This window comes from Candidatus Accumulibacter cognatus, from assembly GCF_000584975.1.
GTDB lineage: Bacteria > Pseudomonadota > Gammaproteobacteria > Burkholderiales > Rhodocyclaceae > Accumulibacter > Accumulibacter cognatus.
In genome coordinates this window covers 55,305-70,449 of sequence record NZ_JDST02000059.1, presented here as the reverse complement: position 1 = coordinate 70,449, position 15,145 = coordinate 55,305, and the positions used below count along the sequence as shown (strand labels likewise).

General features: G+C 63.3%; 14 protein-coding genes and 2 pseudogenes. 4 read left to right on the top strand and 12 right to left on the bottom strand.

Annotated features, from left to right (window positions below):
- The first annotated feature begins 251 nt into the window (after positions 1-251).
- The 3 genes from AW06_RS11810 to AW06_RS11800 all read left to right on the top strand — a co-directional run bounded on the left by AW06_RS11810 (position 252) and on the right by AW06_RS11800 (position 5,687).
- Positions 252-4,937: a PAS domain S-box protein gene (locus tag AW06_RS11810; protein WP_034950188.1), complete on the top strand. Its 4,686-nt coding sequence runs from the start codon at positions 252-254 to the stop codon at positions 4,935-4,937.
- A gap of 139 nt (positions 4,938-5,076) precedes the next feature.
- Complete coding sequence (locus tag AW06_RS11805) at positions 5,077-5,400, top strand: hypothetical protein (protein WP_034950185.1); 324 nt, start codon at positions 5,077-5,079, stop codon at positions 5,398-5,400.
- On the top strand, positions 5,397-5,687 hold the full coding sequence (locus AW06_RS11800; RefSeq protein WP_273704630.1) for an SUMF1/EgtB/PvdO family nonheme iron enzyme: 291 nt from the start codon (positions 5,397-5,399) through the stop codon (positions 5,685-5,687). Before AW06_RS11805 ends, AW06_RS11800 begins: the two co-directional genes overlap by 4 nt.
- A 152-nt stretch (positions 5,688-5,839) precedes the next feature.
- Here the strand turns inward: AW06_RS11800 and AW06_RS11795 are convergent, their stop codons facing one another.
- The 4 genes from AW06_RS11795 to AW06_RS11785 all read right to left on the bottom strand — a co-directional run bounded on the left by AW06_RS11795 (position 5,840) and on the right by AW06_RS11785 (position 7,693).
- Complete coding sequence (locus AW06_RS11795) at positions 5,840-6,307, bottom strand: toll/interleukin-1 receptor domain-containing protein (RefSeq protein ID WP_034950180.1); 468 nt, start codon at positions 6,305-6,307, stop codon at positions 5,840-5,842.
- 326 nt (positions 6,308-6,633) lie between these two features.
- Entirely contained in the window at positions 6,634-7,290 is a 657-nt protein-coding gene (locus AW06_RS11790; protein WP_034950178.1) for a cytochrome c, read from the bottom strand.
- The gene (locus AW06_RS20495; RefSeq protein ID WP_273704629.1) at positions 7,287-7,508 is read right to left on the bottom strand and encodes a hypothetical protein; all 222 of its coding nucleotides are present in this window, start codon (positions 7,506-7,508) and stop codon (positions 7,287-7,289) included. Before AW06_RS20495 ends, AW06_RS11790 begins: the two co-directional genes overlap by 4 nt.
- The gene (locus tag AW06_RS11785; protein WP_034950175.1) at positions 7,505-7,693 is read right to left on the bottom strand and encodes a DUF4160 domain-containing protein; all 189 of its coding nucleotides are present in this window, start codon (positions 7,691-7,693) and stop codon (positions 7,505-7,507) included. Before AW06_RS11785 ends, AW06_RS20495 begins: the two co-directional genes overlap by 4 nt.
- Before the next feature lie 140 nt (positions 7,694-7,833).
- Between AW06_RS11785 and AW06_RS20490 the strand changes: the two are divergent.
- Positions 7,834-8,279 (top strand): annotated as a pseudogene (locus AW06_RS20490) (transposase); the annotation flags it as partial.
- A 100-nt stretch (positions 8,280-8,379) separates the two neighbouring features.
- Here AW06_RS20490 and AW06_RS11775 read toward each other — a convergent pair.
- The 8 genes and pseudogenes from AW06_RS11775 to hisI form a co-directional block, all read right to left on the bottom strand.
- Complete coding sequence (locus tag AW06_RS11775; RefSeq protein WP_034950171.1) at positions 8,380-8,940, bottom strand: carbonate dehydratase; 561 nt, start codon at positions 8,938-8,940, stop codon at positions 8,380-8,382.
- A 3-nt stretch (positions 8,941-8,943) separates the two neighbouring features.
- A complete protein-coding gene (locus tag AW06_RS11770; RefSeq protein ID WP_034950168.1) occupies positions 8,944-9,525 on the bottom strand; it encodes a 6-carboxytetrahydropterin synthase in 582 nt (193 codons plus the stop codon).
- Positions 9,519-11,444, bottom strand: a complete 1,926-nt coding sequence (gene thrS, locus AW06_RS11765; protein WP_034950164.1) for a threonine--tRNA ligase — start codon at positions 11,442-11,444, stop codon at positions 9,519-9,521. Before thrS ends, AW06_RS11770 begins: the two co-directional genes overlap by 7 nt.
- Positions 11,445-11,466: 22 nt before the next feature.
- Entirely contained in the window at positions 11,467-11,718 is a 252-nt protein-coding gene (yidD, locus tag AW06_RS11760) for a membrane protein insertion efficiency factor YidD (protein WP_034950162.1), read from the bottom strand.
- A 257-nt stretch (positions 11,719-11,975) separates the two neighbouring features.
- A pseudogene (locus AW06_RS20485) lies at positions 11,976-12,380 on the bottom strand (cysteine--tRNA ligase); the annotation flags it as partial.
- A complete protein-coding gene (locus AW06_RS11750) occupies positions 12,377-13,483 on the bottom strand; it encodes a GTP-binding protein (protein ID WP_034950157.1) in 1,107 nt (368 codons plus the stop codon). The pseudogene AW06_RS20485 and the gene AW06_RS11750, both read right to left, overlap by 4 nt.
- A gap of 3 nt (positions 13,484-13,486) precedes the next feature.
- Entirely contained in the window at positions 13,487-14,719 is a 1,233-nt protein-coding gene (zigA, locus tag AW06_RS11745) for a zinc metallochaperone GTPase ZigA (RefSeq protein ID WP_034950155.1), read from the bottom strand.
- Entirely contained in the window at positions 14,716-15,144 is a 429-nt protein-coding gene (gene hisI / locus AW06_RS11740) for a phosphoribosyl-AMP cyclohydrolase (RefSeq protein WP_034950151.1), read from the bottom strand. Before hisI ends, zigA begins: the two co-directional genes overlap by 4 nt.
- Between the last annotated feature and the right edge of the window lies 1 nt (position 15,145).

Below are 15,145 nucleotides of genomic sequence, written 5' to 3'. Positions count from 1 at the left end.
CGAGGCCATAAACCCCCTTCCAGCGCGCATTCCGCCGAGGCGGCTGGAATCGTTGGCGCGGTGCGGAGCATTCTCCGCGAATTTCGACGTTCCCCCGCCGAACCCTCTCGCAGCGGAGGACGGGAGGTTGGTGCGTCGCCGCATCGACGGTCGCGGCAATGCGACTGCCGGTGCAGGGTTCTCTCGCAGTACGAGCAAATGGCAGGCAGGCGCAACGCGGGCCGGGCGCCTGGCGGTCACCGGCTAGCGAGATGCGTTCGGGCCACCCTCTCTGGTCCTGGCTGGCGCTGCGCATTGTCCTCGCCAGTGTGCTGCCGCTGACCGTCGTCGCCGCCCTGTCCATTGCCGTCTTCCTGCCACAACTGCGCGCGGAGCGCGAAGCACGCGCGCAGTTGTCCGCTCTCGCGACCGCAGCGTCGGTTGGGGCGCATCTGCAAGAAGCGGAACGGCTCCTGCGCAGCGTCGCAGACGAAGTCCGCCAGTACGATCTCCGCCCGGAGTCATTGCCTTCGGCCCGCCTCGACGCGCTCGTCGGCAACGGAGATCTGTATGCGGCGATCGTCCTCGCCAATGGCGACGGGTCGGTCGCCGCTGCGAGCCTGCCGCCAGCTCAGCTCGGCGCTCGCGATGCCCTGTTGCATGGCAATGTTTCCGCGCGGGTCGCCGCGCGCGAGGCACGCTGGTCGCTGGCGAGCAGCGCGATCAGTGCTGGTCAGCCAGCAGTCGCACTGGCGATCCCGGCCGGCGACGGGTTTCTCGTCGGCGAACTTACCGCCGATCGCTTCACGGAATTCCTCGCTCGCCTGGTGACCGGGAGCACAACGCTGGTGCTGATCGTCGACCGGCAAGGTCGTGTCGTTGCCTGCTCCGCCCTTGCCGTGCCCGCTGCCAGCATTCGCCAGATCGCTCCGCTCCGGCTCGAGGCAGTCGGCAAACCAGCAAAGCTGGCAAGCGCCAGCTTCGAATTCGACGGCCGGACCTTTGCCGGCTTTTCCGTCGCGCTGCCGCAGGCCGCAGAGTGGAACGTACTCGTCGCCGAACCGAAAGATCTGCTCGCGCCGGCACCCGCAGCGACTTCATGGGTGCTCGAAGCGGGTGGCTTCGCCGCCTTGTTGCTGACGATCGTCGTCGCGCTGGCGCTGGCGCGCAGCCTCGCGCGAATGATCGCGCACTGCGCGGCACGGGCCGGCGCGAATGGCGACGAACGCAGAGAAGCGAAGAAACTGGGTATCCGGGAACTCGACGAACTGGCCCAGCATCTCGAGCAGATGTCGCTCGCCGCGCGCCGGCGTGAGCGCGATCTGGCAGCGAGCGAAGAGCGCTTTCGTTCGGTGATCAGCAACGTACCGCTGGTTCTCTTCCAGTTCGACGAGAACGGAATCTTTACCTTCAGCGAAGGAAAGGCTCTTGCGCGCGTTGGGCGCCAGCCCGGAGAAGCGGTTGGCCAGTCGATCTTCGATCTCTACGGCGACCATCCCGACGTCGTCGGTTACGCCCGTCGCGCGATGCGCGGAGAGGCGGTGCAATTCTCCACGCAAATCGGTGAAGCCCGCTTCGATGTGCATTTCACGCCGGTGCGCGGCGGCGATGGCCGCCTGCAGGTGCTCGGCGTCTCGGTAGACGTTACCGAGCGCTGGCGGGCCGAAGAAGCGCTGCGCGAGAGCGAAGCCCAACTGCGCACGGCGATCGAAAGCGTCCCGTTCGACTTTTTCCTGATTGGTACCAGTGGCCGGTATGTCCTGCAGAATTCGGTTTCGCGCAAGGCGTGGGGAAACGTCGTCGGAAAACTCCCCGAAGAGGTGACCGACGATGCCGCGACGCTGGCGTGCTGGCTCGACAACAACCGCCGTGCTCTGGCCGGCGAAGTCGTCGAAGCAGAGGTGGGCTTCTTCGTCGGCAACGAGGAGCGATGTATCCGCAACATCATCGCGCCGGTCCGCGACGGTGAGCAGATTCGCGGCATCGTCGGACTCAACATCGACATTACCGAGTACAAGCGTGCCGAGCGCGCGCTGCTGCAGAGCGAGACGAAATATCGGCGGCTGCACGAATCGATGCGCGACGCGACCGTGCTGGTCGATATGAGCGGCGTGATCCAGGAGTTCAACCACGCGTATCTGGAGATGCTCGGCTATTCCGAAGACGAACTGCGCCGCCTGACGTACGTCGATCTCACTCCGGCAAGGTGGCACTCCTACGAAGCGGCGATCGTCGACGAACAGATCGTCGTCAGCGGATACTCCGAAGTGTATGAGAAGGAATACCGGCGCAAGGACGGGAGCGTCTTTCCGGTCGAACTGCGGACGTTCCTGATCCGCGACGACGCCGGCCAGCCGGCCGCAATGTGGGCCATCGTTCGCGACATCACCGAGCGCAAGCACGCCGAGGAAGCGCTGCGTCGCACCAACCGTCAATTGCGGATGGTCAGCGAGTCGAACCAGGCACTGATCCACCTTGCTTCGGAGAGCGAGCTGCTGGCCGCTGTGTGCGCTGTTGCCATAGAGATCGGTGGTTACCGCATGGCCTGGGTGGGCTACGCCGAGGACGATGACGCCAGGTCGGTCACGCCGATGGCGCATGCCGGCTGCGACGAAGGATATCTGCAGAAGCTGCGCGCCTTCTGGGCAGAGGCCGACAACGGACGTGGTCCAGTCGGCCGCGCGATCCGCAGCGGTCGCGCCTGCACCGCACAGGACATCGAAAGCGATCCGACGATGGCGCCATTGCATGTGGCGGCAAGGGAGCACGGTTACGCCGCGGTCTGCGCGCTGCCACTACGCGCCGGCGGTCGGACGTTCGGTGCATTCACCGTGTATTCGGCAGATGCAGGCGCGTTCGACAGCGACGAGATCGGTCTCTTGAGCGCCTTGGCCAGCGATCTGGCGTTCGGGATCAGCGCGTTGCGCACGCGCAGCGAAAAGGAACGCGCCGCGCAGGCGCTCAAGGAGAGTGAATTCTTCCTCTGGAGATCGCAGGAAGTCGGTGACCTCGGTTCGTATTATCTCGACGCACGCACTGGCGTCTGGATCCGCTCGGAGAGGCTCGACCACATTCTCGGTATCGACGACTCTTTCCCGAAAACCGTCGATGGCTGGCGAGCGCTGATTCACCCCGACGACCGGCAGGAGACTCTCGCGTACCTGACCGAACACGTGCTGGCACGGAGCAACCGCTTCGACCGCCAATACCGCATCGTGCGGCACAACGACGGCGAGGAGCGTTGGGTGCATGGCCTTGGCGAACTCGAGTTTGCCGACGATGGCGTCCCGATCAAGATGATTGGAACCATTCAGGACATCACGCAGAGCAAACGCGCCGACCAGGCACTGGCCGAGAGCGAGGCGCGCTACCGCCTGCTGTTCGACGCCAATCCGCACCCGATGTGGGTCTATGACGTGGAAACGCTGGCGTTCCTGACGGTCAACGACGCGGCGATCGCCAAGTACGGTTACTCGCGCGAGCAATTCCTGCAGATGACGATCCGCGACATCCGTCCGGGTGAAGACGTTCCTCTCATGCTCGAGAAGATCTCCACGCAGGAATCCGGAATGAATTACGCCGGCTTCTGGAGACATCGCAAGAAGGACGGGCAGATCATCGAGGTCGAAATCATCTCGCACCTGCTCTCTCTGCAGGGACGACCGGCCAAGCTCGTGCTGGCCAACGACATCACCGAGCGCCGGCGCGCCGAGCGCGCGCTGCACGAGAGTGAAGAACGCCTGCAGCAGGCCATCCGGGTAGCGCATCTGAGTATTTTCGATCACGATCATCTTGCTGATGTCATCTACTGGTCACCCGAACAGCGTCGCATCCACGACTGGGAGGCTGAAGAACCCGTGACGCTGGCAAACTTTGTCGCCAGTGTGCATCCCGAAGACCGCGCGAGGATCACTACCGCCATCGAACGCGCGCACGACCCGGCGGGCGACGGGATCTACGACGTGGAACATCGCATCGTGCACCGAAATGGCGACGTGCGCTGGATCGTCACCCGTTCGCAGACGACCTTTGTCGGACAAGGAGAGGCGCGCCGGAAATTGCGCACGGTGGGCGCCGACATCGACGTCACCGATCGCAAGCGCCAGGAAGCCGAGTTGCAGCGCTACCGCGAACAGCTCGAGGAACTCGTCGCCGAACGGACGGACGAATTGCGCCAGGCGATGAGCCAGCTCGTGCAGGCCGAAAAGCTGGCCGCGCTCGGGCACCTCGTCGCCGGTATTGCGCACGAACTCAACACACCGCTCGGCAACGCCCGTGTCGTCGCCAGCGCGCTCGGCGAGGACCTGCGCGCATTCGCCACGGAGCTCACTGCCGGTACGCTGCGCCGCTCGCAGGTGGACGTCTTCGTCGGCCGCGGTCGCGAGGCCGTCGACCTGCTCGAACGGAACGCCGCGCGCGCCGCCGACCTGATTGGCCACTTCAAGCAGGTCGCCGTGGACCAGACGAGCATCCGCCGTCGACGCTTCGCGCTGTACCAGACGATCGAGGAGCTATTGGCGACGCTGCGACCGCAGTTCAAGCACACCGCGCACCGCGTCGAGCTCGACGTCTCCGTCGAAATCGAGCTCGACAGCTACCCTGGCCCGCTCGAGCAGGTCATCGCCAACTTGGTGGGCAATTCGCTGACGCACGGCTTTGCCGACCGGGATTCCGGCTGCATTCGCCTGCAGGCGCGGGCGATCGAACCGGCACACGTCATCCTGCGCTATTCCGACGACGGAATCGGCATTCCCGCGGCGGCGATCAAGCGCATCTTCGAACCCTTCTTCACCACGCGCCTGGGACAAGGTAGCAGCGGCCTCGGACTGTACATCGTCTACAACCTCGTCACCGGCGTACTGGGTGGATCGATCGAGGTCGCCAGCTCTCCTGGCGAGGGAGCGACTTTCACGCTGACGCTGCCGCGCTGTGCTCCCGAGCGTTCCTCGCCGACCTGATCGGCGCCCGCCGAGCTGGTCACCTGCGCGCAACCGCGGAAACGAGGTCCTGCGGGAAGTCGAGGTCGCGCGGTACGCCGGCATCATCGATGTCGAGCAGCGTCAAGGTCTGCGCGCGCGTCGCGCTCTTTGATCAGTTGTGGCAGCGGCGCGAAGTGCCACGCCGCATCCGGCCGACCTGCTGCGCTCGACCTGGGAACGGCAGAGGCCGGCGCTCGCTGCGCTGCTCGCGCTGGCCCCGCACCTGTGCGCCACGCGCGACCCCGACTTCGCCGACAGCGGCATCGACGCCTGGCGCGCGCTTGCCGGCCAGCTCGACGAACCGCTGGTCAGCTTCCTCGATGCCGAGCCACTGCGCCTGCTCGCCGAGCTGGAATCCGACACCACACCGCGGACCATCGACGCGAAGAAATCGGTCTTTGCCTCAACCAGATGGGCGACCCGCGGCGCGGCGTCGGCGTGAACGACGATGGCCTGCCCGACATCGCCTGGGTCGACGTTCCGGCCGGCGAAGTCACGCTTGCGGAGAATGCCGGTCACTTTACCGGCGCCGCTTTTTGCATTGCGCGCCATCCGGTCACCTGGAGGCAGTACCGCGCCTTCGTCGAAGCCCCCGATGGTTACCGCCCGAAGCGCTGGTGGCACGGGCTGCGGCATGAAGCCGAGCCAGGTGAGACGCGCTGGGACGCCGAGCGCGAAGGGCTGCGCGATGCGCACTTCGTGCGGCGGACCTTCGTCGTCAGCCCGTAGCGGCTCGTCGGCCGGCGAGCCCATGACGAAGCGGCCGTCGGGGACGACGACCATCCGCGGGCCTTCGCTGCCGTTGCGCAGGCGATCGCGGAAGGTGTCTCCCGGCGCCAGGGGCTGCGCGGCGGGCGAGCGCGCGGCGGCGGATGGACTGGCTATCGTAGTCGGTGTTCGCGGGCGGGCGTGTGCCTCGGGCTGGGCAGGCTGGACTGGCGTCGCCGGCGGGGTGTCGCCCCGGTCAGGTGCTTGTGTAGCGAACTGACGAGCTGCCGTGCGCCGTCGCAATCCTCGCCGCCATCCCAGCCGATCAGGTCGGGGGTCTGGAACTGGCGGAAGCCGTAAGGGATGCGCAGGTTTTCGAGGCGGACCGGAAAGATGATTTCCCGGTCGGCCGCTTCGTGCGCCTCGTTCATGACGAAGCGGCTGGTGACCGAACGGACCGACCAGAGCGTCACGACGGCGCGTGCGGCGGCGAGTTGCGCCTGGATCTCGTCCGCCCAGCGATGCCCGGCGTCGATATGCAGGTCCATCCATACCGACCAGCCCTCGCGCTGCAGGCGATCCCTGAGGCGAGTGGCGATGGTCTTGTCGCTGTGCGAGTAGCAGATGAAGATGTCGCTCACCGGGTGGCTTTCGTGTCGGCCGGTAAAGGCGGCACGCCCGCTGCACGTTCGAGCGGCTTCCAGATCCCCGGCGAATTATCGCCGAAGCAGTGCGCTTGCGGAAGTCGACGGCGGGGCGAAAGGGGGGCGTTTTATGCGCCCGAACGTTTCATGTCGAGGAGCTTTCGATCTGGCATGTCGCCGACGGAAACGGTGCGTTCGCCGGTGGCCAATGTTTTCGCCTGCTCCCTTGAGAAACGTGTCTTGACGGGGTGCCGCCGCGGTGCCGTTGGCGACGCCTGATCCGGCGGTTTCAAACGTACGCTGGTGATCGCACTTTTTCTCCCTCAGTGCCGATGATGAGCGTGATCATGCCCGGCCGTCTTCTGGCGAGGCTTCGCCGGGTTCGCGGGCGCGGCAGTTGCAGGCCGTTCGTCGTGCTCATCGGCATGGTTTGCCTGCCCGCCGTGCGAATGGCCGTCGCTCGACGCCACCAGCCGCGCGTACTCGTCTTTCGTCAGCGACGGCATCGTTTGCAGGAAAGCGGCGAGATCCCAGATCGCTTCATCTTCCATTCCGCCCTTCGACCAGGCCGGCATCGCCGAAGCCTTGATGCTATGCTTGATGATCCAGAAGTCGCGCGCCGGATTTCGCGCCGGAATTGAAGCATCCGGTTTTTCGGCCAGCTTGGGCGGCGTTGGATCGAGACCCTGGCGCAGTTCCGAATCGGTGCCTGCAGGCGAGAGGTGGCAGGTGGCACACATGGCTTCGTAGTTCCCGGAACCGCGCCGAATCCGTTCAGGTTCGGCCAGGTCTTGCGGCACCTGGATGTCGGCGATACGGCTGGCAATCGAGCGTTCGCGGGCGAAGGCGAGAAACTGGTGAACGAGAGGACTGTGCGGTTCGCTGGCGGCGACATTGATCAGCCCGGAAACCACGACGAGCGCACCCATGACGCTGCCGCTGGCGATCGTCGCCACGACTCCGAGTAAACATCGGTTCATTTCCATCCTCCCGCCAAATCATCGAGCCGGTACTTGCGCGGCATTTTGCGTCGGGATAACCCACAATAGACTGACCTGCCGATTACATTTCTGTAATCTGGCTGCACGCAGGACGGCAAGATAGGCTGTTGAGGAGCTGAAGGAAGTTGATTTGGAGAACCGAAATACGGAGCCATCACCTCGACGGCGTTCAGCTTGGGGAAAAAGTATTCGCTCATGGGTTGTACCTCCGCCATTCACCGTGCAGAAGCGCCCGGTTTTCTGCAATCCACGCCAGTTCATCCCGGATCTCGCGTGCGGCAATCCGCCCTTTGATTTCCAGCGTGTCGATATCGACGGTACACTCACGACCGTCGTTCAACTTGACGTGAACATGCGGCAGCAAGTGATCGTCGGCAGACATCAGCACTCGAGAGGCGGGAAATCACTGCAGGGTCGGCATCGAGCCAAGTGTGGTGCAACTGTTGCTTTATACTTTGAGGACGGCTTCATGCGCCTTTTCGGCTTGCCGGATTTCATTGGTCTGGCGCATCAAGTACTGGCCTGTTGAGCGGACAGGACGGGCTGGCGAAGCTGGTGGAGGCGGTGCTGAACCAGATACTGGAGGCACAGGTGACGGAGGCATTGGGCGCGGAACGGCACGAACGGACGGAAGAGCGGGCGGGGTCCCGCAATGGGACGCGTGCGCGCACACTCTACACGCGCGTTGGGCGGGTGACGCTGCGGGTGCCGCCAACGCGGGATGGCCGCTTCTCGACGGAGATTTTAAACGCTATCAGAGAAGTGAGCAGGCGTTCGTGCTGGCGCTGATGGAAATGGTCGTGCAGGGCGTGTCGACACGCCAGGTCACGGCGATCACCGAGGAACTGTGCGGGGCGAGCTTTTCCAAATCGATGGTGAGCGCGCTGTGCGCTGGGCTGGATGCGCGCGTCAGGTCGTTCAATGAGCGACGACTGGAGGCGGAGTATCCCTTCATCCTGGTCGCCGCGTGCCATGAGGTGAGCCAGACTGACTTTCCAGGGCCAGCCTCCTCAGCCTCGTTTGGCTTGAACTGCACAGCCATTGGTCGAGGCTCCCGAGTAGTTACGATCAAAATTCGTTTTGCAGGCGTTTATAGCCCTGCACCAGCTCGTGATTGGTGCGCACCACGTCCTCGGAAAACTCCGTGGCCTGTGCCGTGACGCGGGGCATGGCGGCGAGGTCGGTGCGCGGGCCGATACGCTCGGTAGATGGCACATGGAAGCCGGCCGGCAGATGTGCGCCGTCGACGACCGCATTGTGGCGAACGACGCTGCCCTCGCCAACGGTGCAGTTGAACAGCACACTGTTGAAACCGATGAAGACGTTGTTGCCGACGACGCAGGGGCCATGGACGATGGAACGATGGGCTATGGAGGTGTGTTCGCCGATATCGACCAGGGCGCCGGACTTGGAATGGATGACTACACCGTCCTGGATGTTGGAGTGGGCGCGGATGCGGATCGGTTCAAGGTTGCCTGCGGCATTGACCTCGTCGGCGCGGATCACCGCGTAGGGACCGACGAAGACGTTTTCCTCGATGATGACCTTGCCGCAGATGATGGCGGTCTGGTCGACGTAGGCGGACTCATGGATGTGCGGCAGATCGCCGCGTGGGTTCTTGCGGATCATGGTTCAGACTCCGTTGGGATGGGCGGTTCGTTCACCGCGCTTGAGCTTGTCGAACAGCTTGGGATCGGGCCATTCGTTGCGGATGGCTTGGGAGAATTCGATGTTGTCTAGCGTGATCAGTCCCATGCGCGGGTTGATCGCGTCTTCCCTGAAACACTGGGCGTAGCCGGTTTCGGTTTCATGGACGATGATCGAATGCAGGCGTACGTCGGCTTCGCCGTTACACATTTCTGTGAGGTTGAGTAGCCGGTCGATGAGCACGAAAAACAGCCGTGCGAACTGCTCGGCGCTGGGCGAGACGGGAATCAGAATCCAGCGCTCGGAAAAGCGCTGGCAGGCTGCGATGTAGTCCGGATCATCACCCGACCAGATGGCCACGGCATGGTCGAAAGCATCGATCAGTGTGCGCGGGCCATCTTTCAACAGGCCGAAGTCGTAAACCATCTGGCCGTGATCCAGGGCATGCGCTTCGAGCAGCAGTTCGACCTTGTAGGAATGGCCGTGAATCGAGTGCGAGCAGCGCCGCGTGCTGCAGCCGCGCACGAGGTGGGCATTCTCGAATTTGAACAGCTTGCGGATCAGCATGATCCCTCGCTACCAGGGGGCTGCGCTTCCTGGCGCAGGCGGGCAATGACCTCGGCTAGCGGCAGGCTGCCGAGGTCTTCACCGGCGCGCGAGCGCACCGCGATGCAGCCTTTGGCTTTTTCCTCGTCGCCGACGACGAGCAGGTAAGGCACTTTTTGCAGCGTGTATTCGCGGATCTTGTAGCCGATTTTTTCATTGCGCAGATCGATGGCGGCGCGCACCCTGGCTTTCTTCAAGGCTTTCAACACGCTTTGCGCATAGTCGGCCTGACCTTCGCTGATATTGAGCACGACCGCTTGCTGCGGCGCCAGCCAGAGTGGGAAGAGGCCGCCGTAGTGTTCGATCAGGATGCCGGTGAAGCGCTCCAGCGAGCCGAACAGCGCCCGGTGCAGCATGACCGGCCGTTCGCATTCGCCCTGTTCGTTGATATAGCTGATGTCGAAGCGCTCGGGCAGGTTGAGGTCGACCTGCAGCGTGCCGCATTGCCAGTCGCGGCCGATGGCGTCGCGCAGCACGAATTCCAGCTTCGGGCCGTAGAAGGCACCTTCACTGGGGTTGATCCGGTAATCGATGCTCATCCGGTCGAGCGCGCCGGACAGCGCGCCTTCGAGCTGATCCCAGGTTTCGTCGCTGCCGATGCGGTTGGCCGGCCGCGTCGACAGCCTGACGGCGACATTGTCGAAGCCGAAATCGCGGTAGATGGCGAAGACCAGTCCGATGGTGCCGGCGCATTCGTCCTGCATCTGAGTCGGCGTACAGAAGATGTGTGCGTCGTCCTGGGTGAAATGGCGCACGCGCAGCAGGCCGTGCAATGCGCCGGAAGGCTCGTCGCGGTGCACCTTGCCAAATTCGGCCATGCGCAGCGGCAGGTCACGGTAGCTTTTCAATCCCTGGGCAAACAGCGAGACGGCGCCAGGGCAGTTCATCGGCTTGAGGGCAAAGACGCGCTCGTCCTCGGTGGTCGTCGTGAACATCGCCTCGCGGTAGTTGAACCAGTGGCCGGAGGTTTCCCACAGGCCACGATCCATCACGTCCGGGGTATTGACCTCGACATAATCGGCGCGCTCCTGCTGCGTGCGCATGTAGCCAATCAGTTGCTGGAACAAGATCCAGCCTTTCGGATGCCAGAACACCGAACCGGGCGCGCAGTCGTCGAAATGGAACAGGTCGAGCTGGGCGCCGAGCTTGCGGTGGTCGCGCTTGCCGGCTTCTTCGAGGCGGGTCAGGTAGGCCTTGAGCGCCTTGGCATCCGGCCAGCAGGTGCCGTAGATGCGCTGCAGCATGGCGTTCTTGGCATCACCCCGCCAATAGGCGCCGGCCACCTTGGTCAGCTTGAAAGCCTGGAGTTTGCCGGTGCTCGGCACGTGCGGGCCGCGACAGAGGTCTTCGAAATCGCCCTGGCGGTAAAGCGACAAGGATTCACCTGCCGGGATGGCGCGGATCAGTTCGGCCTTGTAGGACTCGCCGAGTTGATCGAAATAGGCGACCGCCTCGTCACTCGGCAGCTCGCGTCGGCTGAGCGGCAGGTCGGCGGCGGCGAGTTCCTGCATGCGGGCTTCGATCTGCGCCAGATCGTCGGGCGTGAACGGGCGCTCGAAAGCGAAGTCGTAGAAGAAGCCATCCTCGATGACCGGGCCAATGGTGACCTGTGCGCCCGGATAGAGCTGCTTGACGGCCATGGCCAGCAAGTGGGCGCAGGAATGGCGCAGGATTTCCAGCCCTTCCGGGTCGCAGACAGTGATCAGGCTGACGTTGGCATCTTGCTCCAGAATGAACGTAGTATCGACCAGTTGGCCATCTATCCGGCCGGCCAGGGTGGCCTTGGCCAGACCGGGGCCGATGTCGGCAGCCAGGTCGGCGATGCTGACCGGTTGCGGGAAAGTGCGTTGGCTGCCTTCGGGCAGCGTGATGATGGGCATGTTTGAGCTTCTCGTAGCGTTGTCAGGGGCAATGGGTGTGATCGGCACAGGCGGGAGGAACGGGATCGACCTCGCCGGGATGCCAGGGGTGGCAACGGCCGATGCGGCGCAGGGCCAGCCAGCCACCACGACGCAGGCCATGGATTTGCAAGGCCTCCTGGGCATAGTGGGAACAACTCGGATAAAAGCGGCAGCGCGGACCGAGCATGGGGCTGATAACCAACTGGTAGCCGCGAATGATCAGCTGGATGGCACGGGTCAGCAGGTGCTTCATGGCATGTGCTCCGTGTGCAGGCGATGCCAGGTAGTGCCCGTAGGACTATCTTCGATGCCGATGCCCTGGGCAGCGAGTGTCTGACGCAGAGCATCGGCGCGGGCAAAATCACGCGCCGCGCGGGCAGCCTGGCGGGCGGCAATCATGGACTCGATGCTTTCGGGCGTTGGGCCAGCAGCTTGCTTGTCCGCCGGCATTCCACCTTGTTGGCGCCAACGGGCCGGTGGCTGTTGCAACAGCCCGAGCAAATCGGCGCCGTCACGCACATAAGCATGACCACGCTCGATCAACGCAATCATCTGCGGAACGTGCTCGGTCGCCCAGAGTTCAAGGGTTGGGGGCAACGCATTCAAGCGCGCCATGTCCTGGCGGGAGGCGTCGGCAAAGCGCTCGGTCAGCATCCGGATCGGCTCGCCGTTGGCGGCAGCGGCGGCGTTGACCTTGTCGTCCACGTCGGTGATGTTGCGGGCGTAGACCACCTGCGGGAAATGCCGCGACAACAGCCGGGACAGTACATCGAACACAACGACCGGGCGGGCGTTGCCGATATGCACGTAGTTGTAAACAGTGGGGCCGCAGACGTACATGGTGACGCGCTGCGGATCGGCCGGCACGAAGACTTCCTTTTGCCGGCTCAGCGTGTTGTGCAGGCGGATGTTCATTTCATTCGGCCTTCGGCAACCAGCGCTTCCCGGCGCTCGCCGTCGAGCACCCCGCAGAACATGGCGAAGGCTTTCTCGATCAGGAGTTGATCGAGGCCGCGCACGATGAAGACCAGGCGGCTGTGCTTGTCGTTGTAGGGCGCTTCGGCCGGCCAGTCGTCGAGTCGGGTATAGGGATAGTTGGTGTGCTGGACGCACTGGACGACGCGCGGCTTGTCGTCGCCGATGACATTGAGCAGGCCCTTGATGCGCAGGATGCGGTCGCCCATGCCCTGCAGCAGCATGCTCACGGCCTCGACAAAGCAAAGCCATTGCAAGGGTTGGTCGAAGGTCAGCGCGAAGCTGTAAACCTCGGCGTCGTGGCGGTTTACGTCGTGATGATGGTGGTGATGGCCATGCGCCTTGCGTCGTTCCTCGCGCACTTTTTCCTCGGCCAGCCAGCCGGCGACATCCGGTGTCTTGCTGCCGGGGTCGTAGAGACCGCAGCCGCTAATCAAGGCCAGCGCGACTTCACCTCGACGCACGAAAATCTGCGCTGCCGCCGGATTGATGCGGCGCAAGGTCTGGCTGAGCTGGTCGATTTCTGACCGTTCCGCCAGATCGCACTTGCTGAGCAGCAAACGGTCGGCCATCGCCACCTGCTTGACTGCCTCGGGGTGCTGCGCCAGTTGTCCGGCCGCATGGGTCGCATCGACGACGGTAACGACGCCATCGATACGAAAGCGCTCGGCAATGAAGAAATCTTCCATCAGCGTGAAGATCACTGGTGCTGGATCGGCCAGCCCGGTGGTTTCGATCACCACACGATTGATCGGAACGATTTTCCGCTGCAGGCTGCGCATGAACAGATCGGTCAGGCTGCGTGTCAGATCGCCGCGCACGGTACAGCAGATGCAACCGGAGTCGAGCATGATCAGGTCTTCGTCGATTTTGGTCACCAGATGGTGGTCGACCGCAACACTGCCGAATTCATTGATCAACACGGCTGCATTGGCCATTTCGGGCTGGCTGAGCAGGTGATTGAGCAGCGTCGTCTTGCCGGCGCCGAGAAAGCCGGTGAGGAGAGTGACCGGGATGCGTCGGTCAGTATCCTGGGAAAACATGATTCAGTCCTCCTCGCCTTCTTCGATTGACCACTGCGGGAACGGATCTTCATAACGCACCCATGCTTCCGGCCCCGCCGCCAGTTCGGCATCATTCAGCAGACAGGCATCGAAGGCCTGGCGCAAAGCGGCTTCATCCATCTCGATGCCGATCATCACCAGTTCCTGCTGAGCATCGCCATAGGGTTCCACCCAGCGATTCAGGATGATCCGACGGTTTCCCTCGTCCTGCGGCCATTGCGCTTCGGGTACGGCCACCCACCACAAACCGCCCAGTTCGTGTCGGATTACCGGGCCGGCCTGCGACCAGCTACCAACCAGACCGGGGCGTGAAGCCAGCCAGAAATAACCTTTCGAGCGGATGACGCCAGGCCATTCCTGATTGATCAAATGATGGAAACGCGCCGGATGAAAAGGCCGGCGAGCGTGGTAAACGAAGCTCGAAATGCCGTATTCCTCGGTTTCCGGAATGTGTTCGCCACGAAGTTCACGTAACCAGCCGGCCGCTTCTGCCGCCTGCTCGAAATCGAAGAGACCCGTACTGAGGATACGTTCCAGCGGCACCTGGCCGAACCGGGCATGGACGATGTCGGCCCGGGGGTTCAGCGTTTGCAGGATCGCTTCGAGGCGGGCAACGTCCTCCTGCGGTAGAAGGTCGGTCTTGTTGAGGACGATGACGTCGCAGAACTCGACCTGTTCGACCAGCAGATTGACCACCGTGCGCTGGTCGTCCTCGCCCAGGCTTTCACCGCGATCGGCGATGTAGTCCTGCGAACTGTAGTCGCGCAGGAAGTTGAAGCCGTCCACTACCGTGACCATGGTATCCAGCCGGGAGACGTCCGACAGGCTGGTGCCGTCCTCGTCACGGAAGGTAAAGGTCTCGGCCACCGGCAATGGCTCGGCGATGCCGGTTGATTCGATGAGCAGGTAATCGAAGCGCTTTTCCTTGGCCAGCCGGGCGATTTCGACCAGGAGGTCTTCACGCAGCGTGCAGCAGATGCAGCCGTTGCTCATCTCGACCATCTTCTCCTCGGCGCGCGACAACTCGGCGCCGCCTTCGGCGACCAGGCGGGCGTCGATGTTGACCTCGGACATGTCATTGACGATGACCGCAACGTGCAGGCCCTGCCGGTTGTTCAGGACATGGTTGAGCAGCGTGGTCTTGCCGGCACCGAGAAAGCCTGACAAGACAGTGACAGGGAGACGGGAATCGTTCTTGTTGGGTTGGTTGGTCATGTTTGGTTCTGATGAATGGGCAGTGGAATCGGGGCGCAGATGACTTCGATGCGGTCGCCCTTGACCGCGTTGTAGAAGCAGCTGCTCCGCCCGGTATGGCAGGCACCGCCGAGTTGGTCGACGAGCAGCAGGATGGCGTCGCCATCACAATCAAAGCGTGTTTCGACCACGCGTTGCCGGCAACCGGATGTTTCGCCTTTGCGCCACAAGGTCTGGCGCGAACGCGACCAGTAGCAGGCAAAACCTGAAGCCAGTGTTTCATCGATGGCGGTGCGATTCATCCAGGCCAGCATCAACAACTCCCGTGTATCGAACTGCTGGGCAACGGCGGCAATCAGACCTTGCCGATCGAATGGCAATTCGGCCAGCACTTCGGAAAGCGGCAAGCCTGCGCCGATGGGCGCGTCTTCAAGTCGGGTTAACATA

Coding starts and splice junctions, on each gene's coding strand:
- AW06_RS11785 (WP_034950175.1), bottom strand. CDS start 7,693: ATGTCTGCCGACGATCACTTGCTGCCGCATGTTCACGTCAAGTTGAAC.
- AW06_RS11750 (WP_034950157.1), bottom strand. CDS start 13,483: ATGTTTTCCCAGGATACTGACCGACGCATCCCGGTCACTCTCCTCACC.
- AW06_RS20495 (WP_273704629.1), bottom strand. CDS start 7,508: ATGAGCGAATACTTTTTCCCCAAGCTGAACGCCGTCGAGGTGATGGCT.
- zigA (WP_034950155.1), bottom strand. CDS start 14,719: ATGACCAACCAACCCAACAAGAACGATTCCCGTCTCCCTGTCACTGTC.
- hisI (WP_034950151.1), bottom strand. CDS start 15,144: ATGTTAACCCGACTTGAAGACGCGCCCATCGGCGCAGGCTTGCCGCTT.
- AW06_RS11790 (WP_034950178.1), bottom strand. CDS start 7,290: ATGAACCGATGTTTACTCGGAGTCGTGGCGACGATCGCCAGCGGCAGC.
- thrS (WP_034950164.1), bottom strand. CDS start 11,444: ATGCCCATCATCACGCTGCCCGAAGGCAGCCAACGCACTTTCCCGCAA.
- AW06_RS11770 (WP_034950168.1), bottom strand. CDS start 9,525: ATGCTGATCCGCAAGCTGTTCAAATTCGAGAATGCCCACCTCGTGCGC.
- AW06_RS11810 (WP_034950188.1), top strand. CDS start 252: ATGCGTTCGGGCCACCCTCTCTGGTCCTGGCTGGCGCTGCGCATTGTC.
- yidD (WP_034950162.1), bottom strand. CDS start 11,718: ATGAAGCACCTGCTGACCCGTGCCATCCAGCTGATCATTCGCGGCTAC.
- AW06_RS11775 (WP_034950171.1), bottom strand. CDS start 8,940: ATGATCCGCAAGAACCCACGCGGCGATCTGCCGCACATCCATGAGTCC.